Origin of the sequence: Roseburia sp. AM51-8 (genome assembly GCF_003478275.1) — a bacterium.
In the GTDB taxonomy this organism is placed as follows: domain Bacteria; phylum Bacillota; class Clostridia; order Lachnospirales; family Lachnospiraceae; genus Pararoseburia; species Pararoseburia lenta.
On record NZ_QUEY01000002.1, the window covers coordinates 568583 to 588723 of the forward strand.

Annotated in this window: 24 protein-coding genes and 2 pseudogenes; 24 read left to right on the forward strand and 2 right to left on the reverse strand. The window is 46.7% G+C overall.

All coding sequences use genetic code 11. The annotated features are described in order from the left end of the window. Window positions 1-2 precede the first annotated feature (2 nt). The 4 genes from DW996_RS06530 to DW996_RS06545 all read left to right on the forward strand — a co-directional run bounded on the left by DW996_RS06530 (window position 3) and on the right by DW996_RS06545 (window position 2596). Entirely contained in the window at window positions 3-233 is a 231-nt protein-coding gene (locus DW996_RS06530; protein ID WP_178009532.1) for a hypothetical protein, read from the forward strand. A gap of 12 nt (window positions 234-245) precedes the next feature. Next, window positions 246-1298, forward strand: a complete 1053-nt coding sequence (locus DW996_RS06535) for an HD-GYP domain-containing protein (RefSeq protein ID WP_118280218.1) — start codon at window positions 246-248, stop codon at window positions 1296-1298. An 8-nt stretch (window positions 1299-1306) separates the two neighbouring features. Beyond that, window positions 1307-1717: a TetR family transcriptional regulator gene (locus DW996_RS06540; protein ID WP_243098692.1), complete on the forward strand. Its 411-nt coding sequence runs from the start codon at window positions 1307-1309 to the stop codon at window positions 1715-1717. A gap of 294 nt (window positions 1718-2011) precedes the next feature. Continuing rightward, window positions 2012-2596 (forward strand): manganese efflux pump, encoded by a 585-nt coding sequence (locus tag DW996_RS06545; protein ID WP_118280216.1) that lies wholly within the window; start codon window positions 2012-2014, stop codon window positions 2594-2596. Window positions 2597-2652: 56 nt separating this feature from the next. On the opposite strand, the gene DW996_RS06550 is transcribed toward DW996_RS06545, so the two are convergent. Further along, the gene (locus tag DW996_RS06550; RefSeq protein ID WP_147403536.1) at window positions 2653-3024 is read right to left on the reverse strand and encodes a hypothetical protein; all 372 of its coding nucleotides are present in this window, start codon (window positions 3022-3024) and stop codon (window positions 2653-2655) included. Between the two features lie 101 nt (window positions 3025-3125). Between DW996_RS06550 and DW996_RS12990 the strand changes: the two genes are divergently transcribed. From DW996_RS12990 to rpsI, 12 genes and pseudogenes are all read left to right on the forward strand, one after another. After that, a complete protein-coding gene (locus DW996_RS12990) occupies window positions 3126-3299 on the forward strand; it encodes a hypothetical protein (protein ID WP_158575243.1) in 174 nt (57 codons plus the stop codon). Between the two features lie 327 nt (window positions 3300-3626). Beyond that, window positions 3627-5321 (forward strand): VanW family protein, encoded by a 1695-nt coding sequence (locus tag DW996_RS06560; protein ID WP_118535208.1) that lies wholly within the window; start codon window positions 3627-3629, stop codon window positions 5319-5321. Between the two features lie 14 nt (window positions 5322-5335). After that, window positions 5336-6319 (forward strand): AIR synthase family protein, encoded by a 984-nt coding sequence (locus tag DW996_RS06565; RefSeq protein WP_118535209.1) that lies wholly within the window; start codon window positions 5336-5338, stop codon window positions 6317-6319. Between the two features lie 27 nt (window positions 6320-6346). Next, window positions 6347-6829, forward strand: coding sequence for an Lrp/AsnC family transcriptional regulator (locus tag DW996_RS06570; RefSeq protein WP_118535210.1), 483 nt, complete (start codon window positions 6347-6349; stop codon window positions 6827-6829). Further along, a complete protein-coding gene (locus tag DW996_RS06575; RefSeq protein ID WP_118535211.1) occupies window positions 6826-8004 on the forward strand; it encodes an aminotransferase class I/II-fold pyridoxal phosphate-dependent enzyme in 1179 nt (392 codons plus the stop codon). The genes DW996_RS06570 and DW996_RS06575 overlap by 4 nt, the downstream gene beginning before the upstream one ends. Continuing rightward, a complete protein-coding gene (gene trmL / locus DW996_RS06580; RefSeq protein WP_118280210.1) occupies window positions 8005-8502 on the forward strand; it encodes a tRNA (uridine(34)/cytosine(34)/5-carboxymethylaminomethyluridine(34)-2'-O)-methyltransferase TrmL in 498 nt (165 codons plus the stop codon). Between the two features lie 12 nt (window positions 8503-8514). Continuing rightward, window positions 8515-9378: an energy-coupling factor transporter ATPase gene (locus DW996_RS06585; protein ID WP_118280209.1), complete on the forward strand. Its 864-nt coding sequence runs from the start codon at window positions 8515-8517 to the stop codon at window positions 9376-9378. Between the two features lie 8 nt (window positions 9379-9386). Continuing rightward, window positions 9387-10231, forward strand: a pseudogene (locus DW996_RS14810) (energy-coupling factor transporter ATPase). Window positions 10232-10235: 4 nt separating this feature from the next. Further along, window positions 10236-11036, forward strand: coding sequence for an energy-coupling factor transporter transmembrane component T family protein (locus DW996_RS06595; RefSeq protein ID WP_118535212.1), 801 nt, complete (start codon window positions 10236-10238; stop codon window positions 11034-11036). Then, on the forward strand, window positions 11036-11770 hold the full coding sequence (truA, locus tag DW996_RS06600) for a tRNA pseudouridine(38-40) synthase TruA (RefSeq protein WP_118535213.1): 735 nt from the start codon (window positions 11036-11038) through the stop codon (window positions 11768-11770). The genes DW996_RS06595 and truA overlap by 1 nt, the downstream gene beginning before the upstream one ends. A 167-nt stretch (window positions 11771-11937) precedes the next feature. Further along, entirely contained in the window at window positions 11938-12366 is a 429-nt protein-coding gene (gene rplM, locus DW996_RS06605) for a 50S ribosomal protein L13 (RefSeq protein ID WP_118535214.1), read from the forward strand. Window positions 12367-12388: 22 nt separating this feature from the next. Next, window positions 12389-12781: a 30S ribosomal protein S9 gene (gene rpsI, locus DW996_RS06610; protein WP_118280204.1), complete on the forward strand. Its 393-nt coding sequence runs from the start codon at window positions 12389-12391 to the stop codon at window positions 12779-12781. A 276-nt stretch (window positions 12782-13057) separates the two neighbouring features. Here rpsI and DW996_RS06615 read toward each other — a convergent pair whose 3' ends face one another. After that, window positions 13058-13360 carry a hypothetical protein gene (locus DW996_RS06615; protein WP_147403537.1) on the reverse strand — a complete coding sequence of 101 codons (303 nt, stop codon included), beginning with the start codon at window positions 13358-13360 and terminating at the stop codon, window positions 13058-13060. Between DW996_RS06615 and DW996_RS06620 the strand changes: the two genes are divergently transcribed. The 8 genes and pseudogenes from DW996_RS06620 (at window position 13329) to DW996_RS06650 (ending at window position 20055) form a co-directional block, all read left to right on the forward strand. Next, window positions 13329-13856, forward strand: coding sequence for a hypothetical protein (locus DW996_RS06620; RefSeq protein WP_147403538.1), 528 nt, complete (start codon window positions 13329-13331; stop codon window positions 13854-13856). The genes DW996_RS06615 and DW996_RS06620 overlap by 32 nt on opposite strands. Before the next feature lie 20 nt (window positions 13857-13876). Beyond that, window positions 13877-14158 carry a hypothetical protein gene (locus tag DW996_RS06625; RefSeq protein WP_118535216.1) on the forward strand — a complete coding sequence of 94 codons (282 nt, stop codon included), beginning with the start codon at window positions 13877-13879 and terminating at the stop codon, window positions 14156-14158. Between the two features lie 263 nt (window positions 14159-14421). Further along, window positions 14422-15548, forward strand: a pseudogene (locus DW996_RS06630) (AMP-binding protein); the annotation flags it as partial. Between the two features lie 318 nt (window positions 15549-15866). Continuing rightward, the gene (locus tag DW996_RS13295) at window positions 15867-16061 is read left to right on the forward strand and encodes a hypothetical protein (protein WP_243098700.1); all 195 of its coding nucleotides are present in this window, start codon (window positions 15867-15869) and stop codon (window positions 16059-16061) included. Window positions 16062-16085: 24 nt separating this feature from the next. Beyond that, entirely contained in the window at window positions 16086-17285 is a 1200-nt protein-coding gene (locus tag DW996_RS06635) for a diaminopimelate decarboxylase family protein (protein ID WP_118535217.1), read from the forward strand. A 26-nt stretch (window positions 17286-17311) separates the two neighbouring features. Beyond that, on the forward strand, window positions 17312-17539 hold the full coding sequence (locus DW996_RS06640; protein ID WP_118280199.1) for a phosphopantetheine-binding protein: 228 nt from the start codon (window positions 17312-17314) through the stop codon (window positions 17537-17539). A 1-nt stretch (window position 17540) separates the two neighbouring features. Then, window positions 17541-19079: an MBOAT family O-acyltransferase gene (locus DW996_RS06645; RefSeq protein ID WP_118535218.1), complete on the forward strand. Its 1539-nt coding sequence runs from the start codon at window positions 17541-17543 to the stop codon at window positions 19077-19079. Next, window positions 19066-20055, forward strand: a complete 990-nt coding sequence (locus tag DW996_RS06650) for an SGNH/GDSL hydrolase family protein (protein WP_118535219.1) — start codon at window positions 19066-19068, stop codon at window positions 20053-20055. The genes DW996_RS06645 and DW996_RS06650 overlap by 14 nt, the downstream gene beginning before the upstream one ends. The last annotated feature ends 86 nt before the right edge of the window (window positions 20056-20141 follow it).

A 20141-nucleotide genomic window follows, 5' to 3' on the forward strand; every position in this document is an offset into this window, starting at 1 on the left:
TTATGAGACAGATGGAGTTTAAGATGGAGAGACAGAATCTGGTTGAAGTAGGACAAACTCTCTCGGTAACAGAAAGCAAACTCCCGAATTCCTACTACTATACGCTGGAGCATGCCTATGCCATGTCCGGCAACTATACGACCTTGGAACGTTTGAAATCGCGTCAGGGCAAGGTCGTGGATATCAAGGAAACGCCAAAAGGTTTTTTTGTAACCATGGAATTTGACGAATAAAGAGGTAAGATAATGCGATATGTTCCAGCGGGGCAGCTGCAGCCGGGTATGGTCCTGGGGCAGGGGCTTCATGATGCATCGGGGCGGATGCTTTTGGCTCCGAATACATCACTGACAAATGAAAATATTACATACATAAAGTTTTTGGGAACCGCTGGGGTCTATATCGATGATGAGATCACAAGAGATATTCAGGTAACGGACGTGGTGCGTCCGGAGGTCAAGAGCGAAGCGGTATCCATGATCCAGCAGTTTTTTTGCCGTTCGGCAGAGAATGTGGAACTGGATGCAGAGGAGCGCCTGGTACGCCTGGTGGTTGAGAATGTCGTAAATGATGTGCTTTCCAACGAAGCCGTCATGTATAATATGGTCGATATCAAGACCTATAATGATTATACCTATTTTCACTCCATGAATACCGGGGTGATGGCTGGTATTTTAGGTGTGAAGATGGAACTGCCGGAAGATGATCTAAATGACTTGGTGACGGCGGCGTTTTTGCATGATGTCGGAAAGGTCTTAGTCCTGCCGGATCTTGTCAATGCGACACGCAAACTGACACCGGCAGAGGAAGAAGAAATGAAGAAGCACGCCTGGGCGGGCTACGAGTATCTGCGCAAAGAATATTCTTTTGGCGACCAGGTCAATGAGACAGTCTATCAGCACCATGAGTGGTACAATGGCGGTGGCTATCCCAACCACTTAAAAGGCAGGGAACTGTTGCGCAATGCAAGGATATTAAAGGCGGCAGATGTCTATGATACCATGACCTCACAGCGGCCGGGACGTAAGTCCTACCAGCCGGCAGAGGTGATCGAATATATCATGTCGCGCACCGGCATGGAGTTTGATCCTAAGGTCGTGGAGACTATGAACGCAGGCTTTTGTATCTATCCGGTGGGGAGTGAAGTCGTCCTGTCGGATGGCAGGCATGCGATCGTTGTGGAAAATCATCCGGGATTTGTGCAAAGACCGACCGTCCGCCTCTTGGAGGATGGCAAGGAAATCAATCTGCGCGGAGATAGGAACGCATACAACATTACCATTGTAAAACTAATGATCTAGGAGAGCATATGGCAAATCAGGGCAAGAATGGGATCGATGTGATTCTTGCGGAAAGTCTGAAAGAATTAAGTAAGACAAGACCCATCGAAAAAATTACAATCAAGGAAATAACGGATAAGGCGGGCGTGATCCGTCCGACTTTTTATAACCATTTTCAGGATAAGTATGAATTGTTGGAGTGGATCGTGCGCGAAGATCTGATGGAATCGGCAATGCCGCTTTTCGATAACGGACTTTTGCGGGAGGGGATTACTTATCTCTTTACTGCCATGGAAAAGGAGCGGGATTTCTATGAGAAGGCAGTCCGCTTAGAGGGGCAGAATTCTTTCGTGGGGATGATGGAAGATGCTGTGCAGGAGTTGATCTTACAGCGGATGAACAAGGATAAACTGCGGGAAAAGATTACCTATCCTGGCTGAGCCCGGAGAGAGTCGCGGCTTATTACGCCCACATGGCATGCAATGTTGCCGTGCAGTGGATCGAGGGCGGCATGCAGGTGCCGATAGCAGAATTGGTCGAAGTTTATGTGATTATGGCGCAGAAATCCATGATCGAAATCATCAGTTGATATATACATATCAGTTAAAATGTATAGTGCTTTATTACAGTGGTCTGTGTTTGCATATGTAATGGAGCAAACAAGTCTCTTATACTAAAATAGCGGTTTCGGCAGAGACCATAGTTTGATTCTAAGTTATCGGTAGGAGGATTCCATGAGTTGGATTGAAAATATATTGATCATTGCAGGTATCAGTCTTGATATTTTTGCCGCAATGGAGATCGAGGGGGCTATGCTTGCAGATGTCAAGCGTAAGTCGTTGATGATCGCAAGTACGATCGTGACCGTATTACAGTTGATCTTTTTCTTTGGCGGCTATTTTGTCTGCTATGAGTTGGAAAAACATCAGATCATTCAGAATGCAGAGGAAATCGGATATATCGTGGCAACCGTTGTGTTTGCCCTTCTGGGAATCCGCCTGATCGTCAAGGCGATCAAACGTGAATTTGTCCAAGAAAAGCGCAGGGATGATATCCGTGTGCGTGACTATATCAAGATCATCGCCATTACCAGTTTTTATACCCTGTGTGCCGGTTGTGCCTGCGGCTTTGTCGGTACATCCATTGCAATGATGGGGCTTGTTATTCTGGTATGTTCGATCTTAGTCGTTGTTTCCGGTATCTACACGGGATATCATTTCGGTTTTGAGTCCAAGACCGGTGCTTATGCTGCAGGAGCACTTTTGCTCTGGGTCGCAGGAGGCGAGATCTTACTGCGCAATGTGATGCATATGATCTAATAAAATAAGCCTGTATATATCAAATAAAACTTTGGTATATACAGGCTTTTTGTGTCTTAATTTTTGTTTATCTCAAAATTTTCCGGGGTTTTTACGGGACCGTCTGTGCTGTCTTCGGACAAAAGCCCCCGCAAATGCCGCAGGATACTTGGTGCCAGCATGAGGTTCCTGGATTCGACCTGCTCGATCAGATAAGAGATCTTGTCTGTCTTTCCGAGTGCCAGATAACAGTCGCCCAGCATGTTGTAATTCTGGCTGATGTCGGTGCCGATGGCAACGCCAAATTCTAAGACGCTGATGGCATCTGCCAAAAGACCCTGTTCGATCAGGGCAGCACCATAATCCTTGAGGGTAATGGTCAAAAGATCAAAATCCTCGCCGATGGACTGCATGGTCGTCAAGTTAGCAACGCCGTAGGCTTCCTTCAATTCGGTGTTAGTCTTACCGGTCAGATTTAAGAGGCGTTTTTTAGATAAATCTCTCAGGCTATTTTCCAGAGAACAAATCGCGGGATCTTTTGAGAAACCCAGTGGAAATTTATCCAGAGGATGGTAATATATTTAATATTGTCAAGATTGGCAGTGGGAGCCGCGTTGGCAGTCGCCTCTCTTTCCCAGAAAGATTGTGTGACTTCATCCTGCTTCTTGTTGAGGCTTTTATAACGGATGGCAAGAAAGATGCCAATGCCGAGAAATATGGCTAAAAAAGGGAACTGCATACCCTGTCCTTTCTGAAACAAAGTCGTATTTACGATATGTTTCTTAAAATAAATGAAAACTAAGCGAGGTGTTTGAAATGACATACTATAAGCAGTCAAAAAAAAGAAGGATCGCATCTGCTGTGATCATTTTGGTGATCATCGGATGTATGCTTGCTACGATGCTTCTTGCCTGTCTTCTTTAAAAATATACTAAAACTGCCGGACCACGTCAACGATATTCGTCTCTTTGAATATTGAAAAGCGGGGGCAAGGTAGTATAAAATGAACTCTGAACCGATAGAATAGAGATAATAATGATGAGAGGTTATTATGAAAAATAGAATGAGAATGTTAGTTGCGGCATTTGGGATCGTATGCGGTATAGGTCTTGCTTTCCCGGTGCAGCAGGTTGCAGCAGAAGAGAATACCGATGATACAACACAGGACAGTGCAGTTATCCCGGAGCATATTTCCATTGGCGGAACGGATGTGTCCGGTATGAGCCTGGACGAGGCAAATGCGGTTGTGCAGCAGTATGTCGACCAGTATCAGGATGTGACTTTCACACTGACCGCAGATGATAAGAGCATTGAGGCGGATGGCGATGACATCGGTCTTTGTGCCAAGAATGCAGATGTGACAGAGCGTGCCCTTAATTATGGAAAAGAAGGCAATCTGATCGAACGCTTCAAGGCAAATGCGGATATGCAGGCTGGAAAGGAAAAGGACTTTTCTATTTCCCTGACTTCCGATACGGCAACGGTTGAGGCTTTCTTAAATGAAAACAAATCAGACCTTGTTACAGAGGCAGTGGACAATACGGTAAAACGTGTGGATGGCAAGTTTGAGTATGTGGAAGGATCTGAGGGCGTGACCCTTATGACCGGAAAATCTGCGGTCAAGATCGCTGATTTCATTTCTACAGACTGGGATGGCAAAGATGCTTCCATCGAACTTTTGACAGAAAAAGATGAGCCGAGAGGCACCAAGGAAGAACTGGAAAGCATTCAGGATGTACTTGGATCTTATCATACAGACTTTGGTACGGTGGTAAACGGACGTACCAACAATATCAAGACCGGCGCAAGCAAGTTGGATGGTCTTGTGGTATATCCGGGAGAGACTATCTCCGTTTCCGAAGCCATCGGACCGACAACCGCAGAGAACGGCTATTATCCGGCTGGCTCTTATGAGAACGGAACGACGGTTGAGACCTATGGCGGTGGTATCTGCCAGGTATCGACGACGCTTTACAATGCAGTTATCCGTGCAGAACTTGAGATCGTGACCAGAGCCGCACACTCCATGATCGTTTCCTATGTAGAACCGTCCATGGATGCAGCGATCGCAGATGGCATCAAGGATCTGCAATTTAAGAACAATCAGGAAACTCCGATCTATATCGAGGGTTACACCAGTGGCGGTATCATTTACTTCAATATTTATGGTAAAGAAACCAGACCTTCCAACCGTCGTGTGGATTTTGTCAGTGAAGTGACAAGCCAGACAGAGCCGGAGAAGGAATATGTTGCCGTTGGCGATCAGCCGGTAGGCTACATCGAGACAACGACCAAGCCGCACATTGGCTATACGGCAAGACTTTGGAAGATCGTTTATGAAAATGATGTGGAAGTCAGCCGCAAGGTATTTAACAACAGCAAATATAATCCTTCCAAGGAAGTGATCTCTGTAGGCGTTGGCGGTGCTACGCCGGAAGCGGCAGCAGCCATCAATGCGGCGATCGCAACCAAGGATGATGCAACGATCCGTTCTACGATCGCAAGTTATACACCGGAAGCCCAGGCGGCAGCAGCCCAGGCGGCAGCAGCCAGGCAGCGGCCGATGCAGCAGCGGCACAGGCAGCAGCAGCCCAGGCGGCAGCAGCCCAGCAGCAGGCACAGACGACAACACCGGATGCGACCGGAACAACGGCGCAGTAGGATTGCGGGCAATTACACAAAAAGAGATAGCATAGAAAAGGCTGCTTGGGTTCAAGCAGCCTTATGGTACATATATAGTAGATAGGACAAAGAGGACAGATGAAGATTGGCAAAGTTCCGGAGAACGTATTAAAACGATCCGTTATGAAACAACTGCATTACAAGCGCGACGAAGTCATTTTGGGACCGGGGATCGGTGAGGACTGCGCCGCATTGGCACTCGCGGAGGATGAGATCCTTGTCATGTCGACGGATCCGATCACTGGTACAGCCAAGGATATCGGTAAACTTGCCATCCAGATCACGGCAAATGATCTGGCAAGTGCGGGAGCTGAGCCGATCGGTGTTATGCTGACCATACTCTTGCCGGATGGGACGAGGGAGATTGCCCTCAAACGCATCATGGAGCAGATGGAATGTGCATGCAGGGAAGCCAAAATGCAGATTCTAGGCGGACATACGGAAGTCACCGCGGTGGTAAACCAACCGGTGGTCAATGTCGCGGGTGTCGCCAAGGCGAAGAAAGGAAGTCTGATCTCTACCGCAGGAGCCAGGGCGGGCATGGATATTGTCGTCAGTAAATGGGTCGGTATTGAGGGGACGATGATCTTTGCCAAGGAAAAGGAAGCCGAGTTAAAAGAACATTTCCCGGCAGACTTTGTGGATACTGCCATTGGCTTTGACCGCTACTTATCGGTTGTGCCGGAGGCTGCAGTCGCCACCCAGTCCAGCGTCGCGGCAATGCATGATGTTACGGAGGGAGGACTTTTCGGTGCTCTCTGGGAGATGGCAGAAGCATCCGGCGTTGGACTGGAAATCGATTTAAAGAAGATACCAATACGTCAGGAAACGGTTGAGATCTGCGAATACTTTGATGTCAATCCTTATGGCTTGATCTCAAGCGGCATGATGCTGATGGCATCAGCAGACGGAAATGCCCTGGTACTGGCATTACAGGAGGCGGGGATCCCGGCGACCGTGATCGGCAAGGCGACCGAGGGCAATGACCGCGTGATCATCCGGGATGAGGAACGCAGATTTTTGGAACCGCCAAAGACGGATGAATTGTATAAAGTCTTATAGGAAGATGGGAAAATGAGGAGAGATAGTATGAGAGAGAAGATTTTAAGTTATATCGAAACCAATAGCAGAATAGATATGCATGATCTGGCGATCATGATGGGAACGGACGAAGCAACGATCATGAATGAGTTGGAGGAGATGGAGCAGGCACATATCATTTGTGGCTATCATACCCTGATCAACTGGGAAAAGGCTGGGATCGAAAAGGTGACAGCCATGATCGAGGTGCGTGTTACACCACAGCGTGGCATGGGATTTGACAAGGTGGCAGAGCGTATCTACAACTATCCGGAAGTCAATTCCGTTTATCTGATCTCCGGTGGCTTTGATTTTATGGTGACACTGGAAGGAAAGACCCTGCGCGAGGTTTCCGAGTTTGTATCCGATAAGTTATCCCCACTGGATTCTGTTCTCAGTACCAAGACCAACTTTATTTTGAAAAAATATAAGGATCATGGCACGATCATGGCAGAACAGCGCAAGGATGAGAGAGAGTTGGTGAGCCTATGAGAAACCCACTGTCAAAGACCATCGTAGAAATTGAGCCATCCGGCATCCGAAAGTTTTTTGATATTGTCAGTGAAATGCAGGATGCGATCTCACTGGGTGTTGGTGAGCCGGATTTTGATACACCATGGAGAGTTCGTGACGAGGCAATCTATTCTCTGGAACGCGGACGTACGTTTTATACCTCCAATGCAGGTCTCAAGGAATTAAAGGTAGAGATCGCGAATTATCTGCATCGCAGATTTGATCTGGAATATGATTATCGGGATGAGATCCTGGTGACGGTCGGCGGTAGTGAGGCAATCGATATTGCCCTGCGTACTATGTTAGATCCCGGGGATGAGGTCCTGATCCCACAGCCGAGTTATGTCTCTTATCTGCCATGTACGGTTTTGGCAGGAGGCGTTCCGGTAGTGATCAACCTGAAAGAGGAAAATCAGTTCCGTCTGACGGCAGAGGAATTGGAAGCAGCCATCACGGATAAGACCAAGATCCTGATCATGCCGTTTCCGAACAACCCGACCGGGGCTGTCATGGAAAGAAAGGATCTGGAAGCGATCGCGGATGTGGTAAAGAAACATGATCTTTATGTCTTAAGTGATGAGATCTATGCAGAACTTACCTATTTGGAAAAGCATGTGTCCATCGCATCTTTGCCGGGCATGAAGGAGAGGACTGTCCTTATCAACGGATTTTCCAAGTCCCATGCCATGACCGGATGGCGACTGGGCTATGCCTGTGCGCCAAAGATCATTATCAAGCAGATGTTAAAGATCCATCAGTATGCGATCATGTGTGCGCCGACGACCAGCCAGTATGCGGCAGTTGAGGCATTGCGTCATTGTGACGAGGACGTGGCACACATGCGGGAAGAATACAATGGGCGCAGACGCTATCTGATCCATCGTTTTGAGGAGATGCATCTGCAATGCTTTGAGCCTTTTGGTGCTTTTTACATTTTCCCATCTATTCAGGAATTTGGCATGACATCGGAAGAATTTGCGACAGAATTTTTGAATCGAAAAAAGGTTGCTGTTGTGCCGGGTACGGCATTTGGTGCTTGCGGAGAGGGATTTTTGCGAATTTCCTATGCCTACTCTTTGGATAATCTGAAAGTGGCATTGGATCGTCTGGAAGAATTTGTGACAGAATTAAGAGAAGAAAGAAAAGGTGCGTAAATGGCAGCGCTGAATATTATTTTACATGAACCGGAAATTCCGGGAAATACAGGAAATATCGGTCGTACCTGTGTGGCTACCGGGACAAGACTGCATTTGATTGAGCCGCTGGGCTTTCAGTTGAATGACAAGACTGTCAAACGCGCGGGCATGGACTACTGGGATCAGTTGGATGTGACGCGTTATGACGATTGGAATGACTTTTTGGAACGCAACCCGGGAGCAAAGATTTATTATGCAACGACCAAGGGAAAACATGTCTATTCGGATGTGTCTTTTGAGCCGGACTGTTTTATCATGTTTGGCAAGGAGAGTGCAGGTATCCCGGAGGAGATCTTAGTCGAGCACCCGGAGGAATGCATCCGTATCCCGATGATCGGTGAGACAAGATCACTCAACCTGTCAAATTCTGTGGCGATCGTCCTCTATGAGGCATTGCGTCAGAATCATTTCGACCACATGAAACTGGAGGGCGAGTTGCATCGCCTGCACTGGTAAAAAGGAACAGATATGGGAATCATTGAAGCAAAAGATTTAGTACATGAATATATCATCCGCGATGAAGAAGGCAATGTGGAGAGCATCCGCACAGCCCTCGATCATATGGATCTTTCCGTGGAAGCGGGACAGTTTATCGCGGTATTGGGACATAATGGATCGGGCAAGTCTACCTTTGCCAAGCATCTGAATGCTCTTTTGACACCGAGCGAGGGAACTCTGATCGTAGACGGCATGGATGTATCGGACGAGAGCCTGACCTATGATATCCGACAGGAAGCCGGTATGGTCTTTCAGAATCCGGACAATCAGATCATTGCCAGTGTGGTACAGGAAGATGTCGGTTTTGGACCGGAAAATATCGGTGTGCCGACAGAGGAGATCTGGGAGCGGGTGGAAAAGAGCCTGAAGGCTGTCGGTATGTGGCAGTATCGGGAACACTCTCCCAATAAATTATCCGGTGGACAAAAGCAGCGTGTGGCGATCGCCGGAGTTATGGCGATGGAGCCAAAGTGTATCATTTTGGACGAGCCTACTGCTATGCTGGATCCGAATGGACGAAAGGAAGTTTTGGAGGCTGTGCATGCGCTCAACCGTGAGAAAGGTGTGACCATTATTTTGATCACACATTATATGGAAGAAGTTGTGGACGCAGACTATGTATATGTCATGGATCAGGGCAAAGTCGTTTTGGAGGGCAATCCGCGTGGTATCTTTTCACAGGTGGAGACACTCAAGGAACACAGGCTGGATGTGCCGCAGATCACGCTTTTGGCGCATGAACTGCAAAAAGCGGGACTTGCTATACCGGATGGTATTCTGACAAGAGAAGAATTGATCGATGCCCTGCAAAAAGTGGCAGACAAGAGAAAATAAGGTGAATTATGTCATTTATATTAGATAATGTATCTTATCGTTACAGTGAAAAAACAGCATATGAGATCACAGCACTGGATCATGTGAATTTGCAGATCGATGACGGTGAATTTATCGGCGTGATCGGGCATACCGGGTCCGGAAAGTCGACCCTGATCCAGCATCTGAACGGGCTGCTGAAGGCGACGGAAGGCACGATCTACTTTAACGGACAGGATATTTATGAGGAAGATTATGATCTTCGTGATCTGCGTATGCAGGTGGGCATGGTCTTTCAGTATCCGGAACATCAACTTTTTGAGGAGACAGTCTTTAAGGATGTCTGCTTCGGTCCTAAGAACCAGGGCTTGCCGGAAAAGGATGTTACGCTTCGTGCCTATGAAGCATTGCAAAATGTGGCTTGCCGGAAAAATATTTTGATGTTTCTCCTTTTGAATTGTCCGGAGGACAAAAGCGTCGTGCTGCAATCGCCGGTGTGATCGCCATGAAACCGCAGGTGCTGATCTTAGATGAGCCGACGGCGGGGTTGGATCCGAAAGGACGTGACGAGATCCTGGATATGATCGCAGATATGCATGCCAGATATGGCAACACGGTTATATTGGTCTCTCATAGTATGGAAGATGTGGCAAAGTATGTAGACCGTATCATTGTCATGGATCACGGACATGTCAAGTTTGATGATGCGCCGCGTCAGGTCTTTCATCATTATAAGGAGTTGGAGGAGATCGGACTTGCGGCACCGCAGGTGACATACCTGATGCATGAGATGAAGGAAAAGGGCATGGATGTGTCAACAGAGGCGACGACCGTAGACGAAGCAAAAGAGGCGATACTACGCCTGATAGGATAGAATTATGTTAAGAGATATTACATTAGGACAATATTATCCGGCGGATTCTGTCATTCATAAACTGGATCCCCGGACAAAGTTATTTGCAACACTTCTGTTTATCATCAGTGTTTTTTCTTTTGACGGCATTGTGGGATTTATCGTCATGACCGCCTTTTTATTTGGCGTGATCGCCCTGAGCAAGGTGCCTTTGTCTTTTATGCTGCGCGGACTCAAGGCTATTATGATCCTGCTTGTTATCGCGGGTCTTTTTAACCTTTTTCTGACACCTGGACAGGTGCTCTGGAGTATCTGGAAGATCCACATCACGCGGGAAGGACTGCGCAATGCGGTGCTGATGACCATCCGCATGGTCTATCTGATCATGGGATCGTCCGTGATGACGCTGACGACAACCCCGAACCAGTTGACGGACGGCTTGGAAAAGGCATTGAAGCCTTTGCAGAAGATCAATGTACCGGTGCATGAGATCGCAATGATGATGTCAATCGCCCTTCGTTTTATCCCGATCCTGATCGAGGAGACGGATAAGATCATGAAGGCGCAGATGGCAAGAGGTGCGGATTTTGAAACGGGTGGACTTGTCAAAAAGGCAAAGAATATGGTGCCGCTCTTAGTACCGCTTTTTGTATCAGCGTTCCGCCGTGCCAATGATCTGGCACTGGCGATGGAAGCAAGATGTTATGTTGGTGGCGAGGGCAGGACCAAGATGATGCCACTGGTCTATCATAAGGTCGATCGTCTGGCGTATGTGGTCGTGATCGCCTACTTTGTCCTCTTGATGGTCATAAAGGTGGTGCTTTAATGCGGGTAAAACTGGTTGTGGCATACGAGGGAACCAACTACTGCGGATGGCAGATCCAGCCAAACGGGATTACGATCGAACAGGTGCTCAATGAGACCCTGAGTTCTCTTTTAGGGGAAGAAATCACGGTGACGGGAGCCAGCCGGACGGATGCCGGTGTGCATTCTCTGGGCAATGTTGCTGTTTTTGAAACCCATACCAAAATGCCGGCAGAGAAGATCTCTTTTGCACTCAATCAGCGCCTGCCGGAAGATATCGTGGTGCAGGAGTCCTGCCAGGTGCCAGAGGATTTTCACCCACGTTTTTCCAAAAGCAGGAAGACATATGAATATCGTATTTTAAATTGTCGTTTCCGCCAGCCGCTGGAGAGAAGGACAAGTTATTTTTATCACTATCCGCTGGATGTCAGTGCCATGCAAAAGGCGGCGGCTTATCTGGTGGGGGAACATGATTTTACTTCCTTTGCGTCCGTGCATGCGCAGACCAATACTTATGTGCGCATGATCTATGCACTGGATGTGGTGCGTGAGGGAGACATGATCCGTATCCGCGTGCAGGGGAATGGATTCCTTTACAATATGGTGCGCATCATAGCCGGAACCCTGATCCAGGTGGGCGCAGGGATCAAAAAGCCGGAGGATATGGAAAGCATCCTTGCGGGAAAGGACAGAGAATTGGCAGGACCGACAGCACCGGCGCATGGACTTACCATGATCGGGCTGGAATATTTATAGAAAAGAATTGACAAAAAGCCGTGTGCGTAATATAATGTAACGGCTGATGTAGTTTAGAAGCACAGTTTCATTAGCCCCGAAACGTGTTTTGACTATAGACATGTCAGTGATCGTATTTCGGACATTGTACGAGACTGACGCTTTATGTTATTTAAGGAGGAAACCAAATGAAGACTTATATGCCAAACCCAAGTCAGGTTGAGAGAAAATGGTATGTAGTAGATGCAGAAGGACAGACATTAGGTCGTCTTGCTTCTGAAGTTGCTAAGGTATTAAGAGGAAAGAACAAAGCGATTTACACACCTCATGCTGATTGCGGAGATTATGTGATCGTTGTTAATGCAGAGAAGATCAAGGTTACTGGTAAGAAGTTAGACCAGAAGATCTATTATCATCATTCAGACTATGTTGGTGGAATGAAAGAGACAACTTTAAAGGAGATGTTAGCTAAGCATCCTGAAAGAGTTATCGAACATGCAGTTAAGGGAATGCTTCCAAAGGGACCTTTAGGAAGAGAGATGTACACAAAGTTATTTGTATACGCTGGCCCAGATCACAAGCATGCAGCTCAGAAACCAGAAGAGTTGACATTTTAATTCGGTAAGGAGGTAAATCACATTGGCTAATACAAAGTATTACGGAACAGGAAGAAGAAAATCATCTGTTGCTAGAGTATATTTAGTACCTGGAACAGGTAAGATCACAATCAATAAAAGAGATATCGATGAGTATCTTGGACTTGAGACTTTAAAGGTTGTTGTTCGTCAGCCACTCGTTGCTACAGACAATCTTGACAAGTTCGATGTTTTAGTAAACGTTAAGGGTGGCGGTTACACAGGTCAGGCTGGTGCCATCAGACACGGTATTGCTAGAGCATTACTTCAGGTAGACGCTGATTACAGACCGGTTCTGAAGTCTAACGGATATCTTACAAGAGATCCTAGAATGAAAGAACGTAAGAAGTACGGCTTGAAGGCAGCTCGTAGAGCACCGCAGTTCTCAAAGAGATAGGATTTTCACAATTCAGAACATCCTACGATGTTTCAGAAGAGTATATTACACCTCAGGACTTTTGCCCTGGGGTGTTTTTTAGTTAGAAAATATCCATCTTCTAATCGCATCTTCTTGCAGAAATTGCGGATACAAGTACAAGTACACCGACAAATGTCATACCAACATAGCAGATCTGCATTGCCGCCATAATACCTATACTATCTTCTAGTATGGCTTCCAGAGACATAAAGATGGTGCTGCCGAGCGCACCGGAAATTGTGCGAAGGGATGTGATCAAAGACTGACCGAAAAACCGGTTGAAAGTTGAAAGATCGAACCTTTACCGAGGTTGCTGATACCATACAAAATACCGGTAAATCCAGTAACTGCGAGAATGGCAGATAAAATATCCAGTTTACTATGTTCATTTTCCAGAACATTATCCATGGCGAAAAAAGCAACCACAAGAGCAATGATACACAAAACTGCCAGACTATAAAAGATCATGCGCCAGCCCCAGTGATCGACAATGATACCGGCAGCCTGCATTATTCTGCCAAGCATCATGACAGTAAAACTTTGTGCAAATCCATTCAAAATCACCCCGATAGAAAACAGCAATGAACTTTGCTATGCAACAAGTCAGAACTACAATGGACCTTACCATTTTGGCGGAACCATTATTTCCAATGGAGATGTGGGATACCACGGAAGAAGTGGGGAAAATCGCACCAATCAGACGGCAAACGATCATGGAAGTCTGGCATGCATAAAAGGACAGTGGTATATTTTCCACCACAGACAGACGCACAGTGGTACTTTCAGCCGACAGGCATGCGCAGAACCCGTAAGGATCGCAGAGGATGGAAGTATTGTCCAGGTAGAATGTACTTCTATGGGATTCCATAGGGGAGCACTGGAAACGAAGGGATCTTATCCGGCAATTATTTCCTGTGTCTTGACCAATGGTGCTATGCCGCACATTACCAACACTTTGATACAGGAGGATATCATCTTCTCTGCCCGACCGAAGATGTGGTGGGTATTATTGCGGCTAATTTTGAGTGGCGCTTTCGTACCATACCGGCATTGAAGCCGCAGGCTGGACACAGTATGGAAAAGAGTTATGAAGAAGGTTGTAAACTCTTAAAACTTATGAATATTGATGATGTTCCCATCTATCATGGAGCCAAAGATTTTATAGAAAACAGGGCAGATCTTCCAACTTCCGAGGGATCGCGTTTCATTATTGAAGAAGCCATGCGGGAGTGTGAGGAGCCGTTGTATATTGCACTGCTGGAAAATGTCGCAGGACAAAAGCGGCATATAGAAAAAGCACCGCGGATTCTGGATGATTTTTTTGCCAGATTAAAACTTTGTTATGGCAATGAATAAATTCTTAAGCAAATCTTAAAGACTTGCCTCATTGAATCTTAATGCTATAAAAGCCACAATGGATATGTAAGAAAAACATATCTCTTGTGGCTTTTTTATATGGATCGTACATCTGTTTCCAAAGAAAAGATTTAGAAAAGTTAAGAAGTGTTTTTAGGGGATTGTTAAGAAATAAACACCATACTATAGGACGAAAAAAGATTGTAACAAATGATAGGTGTCTGCGTCTAATGATAGAAGACAAGAGAGAAAGGACAGAAAAGATGGAAAATGTACTGGATTATTTGGAAAAAACGGCAAAGAAGTATCCGACACAGATTGCCGTGGAGGACGAAAATACATCTTTGATGTGGGCGGAACTGGTCTATCGGGCAAAGCGGATCGGCAGTGTCCTGTGTGATCAGATGAAAAGACAGGATGCCGTGGTCATCGTTGCGGAAAAGAGCACACAGACCCTGGCACATATGTTTGGCGTTTTGTATGCAGGAGGCTTTTATGTGATGGTCGATCCTATGCAGCCCCAAGACCGCATCCAGAGGATCTTTTCGGTTTTACGACCAAGCCTTGTGATCGCAGATGAAAAATACATGGAAAATGTAAAGCAGATCCTGAGTACTATGCAAAAGAAAGAGACAGAAGACAGACCAAGGCTCACGGCTATGCAAACGCTGCTGCCTTCCTATGATGTGACGGATAAGGTTACAGAAGATAGTGGCACTGCGGAAAATACAGCCGACCAGCCTTGGAATGATCTGGTCGCAGAAGTCAAATTACAGAAGATCCGAGCCAAGAGCCGGCCGACCGATATTCTATACGGTATTTTCACTTCCGGCTCCACCGGCATGCCAAAAGGAATTGTAGTCAGTCATGGTGCTGTCATTGATTTTATTTCACATTTTACACAGACCTTTTCCATCACAAAAGAGGATCGTCTGGGAAATCAGGCTCCCTTTGACTTTGATGTGTCGGTCAAGGATATCTACTCCTGTGTGATGACCGGAGCAACCTTGGTACTGATTCCGCGCACCTATTTTTCGGCACCACCACTGCTTTTGGATTATTTGTGTGACCGACATGTGACCAGCCTGACCTGGGCGGTATCGGCACTGACCATTATTTCTTCTCTGGGAGGCTTGAAGTACCGGGTGCCGACAGAGATAAAGCGTGTCATGTTCAGTGGCGAGGTTATGCCGAACAAACAGTTAAAACTCTGGCAGGAGCTTTGCCGGACGCTATGTTTGTCAATCTCTACGGACCATCGGAGATCACCTGTAACTGCACCTATCACATCATCGACCATGCGGTGACCGAGGGTGAAAAACTGCCGATCGGAAAGGCATTTGCCGGAAGAAGCGTCTTTCTTTTGGATGAGCATCATAGGCTCATCACAGAAGCCGGGCGACAGGGGGAGATCTGTGTAAGCGGGCAGTCCCTTGCCAACGGTTATTATAACAATGAACTGGAGACAAGAAAGCAATTCTGTTATCTGGAAAAAGAGCAGTTGCCAACCGACATAACAGGACAAGTTCTGACGGAGGGACAGCGTTTTTATCGCACGGGAGACTTGGGATATTTTGATGAGGAAGGACTGCTCTATTTCTGTGGGCGTAAGGATTTTCAGATCAAACACATGGGGCATCGGATCGAACTTGAGGAGATCGAGCAGGCTTTGGATATGGTGCCAAATCTCAAACGTTCCTGCTGTCTGATGGATACAGCGCACAATCGGATCGTTGCCTTTTATCTGGGAAATGTGAAAAGTGCAGAGATCCGCAGGGCTCTGAAGGAACATGTGCCGGATTATATGGTACCGCGTAAGTTTATCCAGGCAGAGACTTTTCCACTCAATAAAAATGGAAAGACTGACCGTGCTTATTTTAAGAGCATATTGGAATCGGCATAATGAAAAAGATAGGAGACAGGAAACATGCAAGAAGAAAAATTTCCTTACATAGACCGGTTGGACGAGACCGTTTTAGATGAAGCCATCCTGCGCTTTGGTACACCGACCTATGTCTTTGATGTAGAGCAGGCAAAAAAGCGTGCCCGGACATTCCGGGGGATCATAGGGCAGGCGGCGGATCTTTGTTATGCCATGAAAGCCAATCCCTTTTTGGTAAGAGCCATGGCAGAGGAAGTCAATCGTATTGAAGTGTGTTCCATGGGCGAATTCCGCATCTGTAAACAGAAGGAGATTCCGGCGGAGAAACTTTTGATCTCCGGCGTGATGAAAGACCGGGATGATCTGTGGGAGATCTTGGAGACTTATGGAAACCGCTGCCATTATACGATCGAGTCCTTAAATCAATATGCCATTTTAAATGAATGGGCACGAAGCAGCGGGAAAAAGGTTCCGGTATATTTGCGCCTGACTTCCGGTAACCAGTTTGGCATGGATGAGGAAACGCTGACCAATATTGTGGAACTGGAACAGGATAAAGATCTTTTGGAGATCTGTGGCATCCACTATTTTTCCGGGACACAGAAGAAGCGGAAAAAGACCTTGGAGGAATTGACATATCTGGATGAAGTCTTTGCCCGATTAAAGGAAAAAACAGGCTATCAGGTGACGGAACTTGAATACGGACCGGGGCTGGCAGTACCTTATTTTGCCAGACAGGCGGATGAGCGTTTTGAGACTTTGGAAGCCATTGCGGATGCCTTGGCAAAAATGCAGTGGCAGGGCAAGGTTACTTTAGAAATGGGACGTGCCTTTGTGGCGGATTGTGGCTATTATATTACGACGGTCAAGGATACCAAGCGAAGCGGTGACCAGAATTACTGCATTATCGATGGCGGTATGCATCAGGTCAATTATGACGGACAGATTCGGGGCATGTATCAGCCCAAACTGACCATCCGTCCGCAGGGAGCCAGAGGAATCTATCAAAACTGGACGATCTGCGGCGAACTCTGCACGGGAAATGATATCCTGGTGCAGAATATCAAGATTGATGATCTGCGGGTCGGCTCGACCATCATCTTTGAGAATACCGGAGCCTATGCAGTCATGGAAGGGATGGCACTTTTCTTAAGTCATGTGCTTCCGGCGGTCGTTCTCTACGATCCGGTCGGTGGTTTTACGCAAGTCCGGGCAAGACGCGAGACTTATGTTTGGAACTCATAAAATACAGAATAAGAGGAGAAATAAAAATGGAAGAATTACTTACTATCTTAAATGACGTGGATGACAGCATTGATTGGGAACATGAGGAGGGATTGATCGATAATCGCATCTTAGATTCCTTTGGCGTGATCTCCCTTGTGGCAGAATTGGACGAGACTTTTGATATTGAGATCGAAGCATCCGAGATCATCCCGCAGAATTTCAATTCTGTGCAAGCCATTTATGCTATGGTAAAGAGATTGCAGGAGAACTAAGATGGCTTACCATGAAGTGACCTATCTCTTTCTCTTTTTGCCACTGGTGCTGATCGCTTATCAGGTCGTGCCACAAAAGAGGCGCTGGTGTGTCCTGCTTCTGGCAGGATATGCATTCTTTTGGTCTTTCAGCAAAAGTCTGGTATTGGTGTTGATGGCAACGTCCATGTTTACGCATTATATCGGACTTTGGCTGGAACGGGTCAAAGAGGACGGAGATAAGAAAAAACAAAAGTGGATTTTATTTTTCGGTGTCTTTGTCCTGCTGGCTGTCTTGGGCTATTTAAAGTATGCAAATTTCTTTGTAGAAAATGTAAATGGTCTGCTGACGGCAGTGGGTAAGTCAGGCATGGCACTGGAGACGAAAAAAATAGCCGTTCCCATCGGTATTTCTTTTTACACCTTGCAGGCGATCGGCTATATGGCGGATGTCTACTGGGGCAAGATCCCGGCAGAACGACATCTTGGGAAAGTGGCACTTTTCCTAGGCTTTTTTCCGCAGATCATGGAAGGACCCATTGCCATGTATTCCCAGACAGCGGATGCACTGTGGAGTGGAGAAAGCCTGAAATCCGAAAATCTGGCGCAGGGATCTATCCGTATCCTCTGGGGACTTTTTAAAAAGATGATCATTGCAGATCGCCTTTATTATCTGGTAACAGAGGTCTTTGACCACTATGAGAACTACAGCGGTGCCATCGTGATCGTGGCAGCCGTTTCCTATGCCGTGCAGTTGTATATGGAGTTTTCCGGCTGTATGGATATCGTGATCGGAAGCGGACAGATGTTTGGTGTGAGACTGCCGGAGAATTTCAACCAGCCCTTTGCCTCCAAGAGCGCGGCAGAGTTTTGGCGCAGGTGGCATATGACACTGGGCGTATGGTTTAAGACCTATGTCTTTTATCCGGTATCTGTTTCACCATTCATGCGAAAATGGAATAAATTTGGAAAAAAACATGTGGGAAAATATATGACAAAACTGGTGGGGTCTGCCATCGCTCTTTTCCCGGTCTGGCTTTTTAACGGACTTTGGCACGGACCGCAATGGAACTATATCTTTTATGGTATGTATTATTTTGTCATCCTCTTGCTGGAAGTGGCATGTGAACCGCTCAAGGAGAAGTTTTATGCTAAGACCGGTACAAGCGAGACAACCGGCTGGTGGAATGTCCTGCGGATTGCAAAGACCTGGATCATTATTTTTACCGGAGAACTTTTCTTCCGTGCCAATACGCTGACGGCGGGCTTTTCCATGTTTGCAAGCATTTTCCGGGGATTTGCACCGGAAAGGCTCTGGGACGGAACCCTGCTTCGCATGGGACTGGACCTGGCAGATTATAGCATTATCATTGCCGGCTGTATCGTAGTCGGTATTGTGGGACATTTGCGGGAAAAGAAAAAATTGAGTCTGGATCAGATCGCTGGCATGCGTCTGCCGGCTCGCTGGGGACTTTATTACGCGCTTATTTTTGCCGTGATCCTATTCGGCGCATATGGCGTGGGTTATCAACAGGTGGATTTGATTTATGCTGGATTTTAAAGAAAAAATGAAAATAAAAAAATATAGAAACAGCCTATTTTTTGTCATACTGGCACTGCTGATCATCGGCAGTTCTGCCGGGTTGTCCTATTTGTCCATGCAGGACGATCATCTGCTCCAGAGCCGCAATAAGAGCATGATCCGTATTCAAAAACAGAGGGAGGACTCACTGGATGCCCTCGTGGTCGGAGACAGTTTGAGTTACAGTGCTATCTCTCCTATGAAAATGTGGGAAGAGAAGGGCATTGCATCCTATGTCTGTGGACAATCCGGGCAAAAGCTACAGGAGACCTATTCCATGCTGGAGATCGCCTTTAAGACCCAGCATCCCAAGGTAGTAGTCATGGAGACAGGACCTCTCTTTCGTGTGCGCGGTAAGAGCGAGGAGATCAAGTCAACGCTTTCCGAGATGGGCAACCGCTATTTTCCGATCTTTCGCTATCATGATGTCTGGAAGACCCTGCTCTTTGGCAAAAAGTATGCAGAACAGGATTTTGAGGGCTATCTGGTGCGCGGGACAAAGATCCCTTATACCCATGGCGATACTTATATGAGCAAGGCAAAGACGCTGGAGGAGATCAAACCAAGCATTGTTCTGTATATGCAAAAGATCATTGCACTGTGCGAGCAAAATGATGCCAAACTTTTGTTGGTAAGCGCGCCATCACCGCACAACTATAATACGGCACGCTGTAATGCGATCGCGGCATATGCAAGGGAAAATGATATTGCCTATCTCAATCTCAATGATACGGCAAATCCGGTCGGGATTGACTGGTCAAAGGACTGTCTGGATAAGGGAGATCATCTGAATGCATCCGGCGCAGAGCGGGTCAGCATCTATCTGGCTGCCTATCTCAAGGAAAACTATGATCTGCCGGATCACAGAGGAGAGGAGGCTTATGCGTCCTATACACAAATGGAAAAACAGTACGATCGGATCGTGAATGAGAAAATAAAAGAGATCCGTGAGTAAGAAAGAAAAAGACAGGGAGTTCCCCCTTGTCTTTTTTTGTATTTTTGGCTAAGATACAGAGTATAGAGATATAGAAAAGAGCAGGA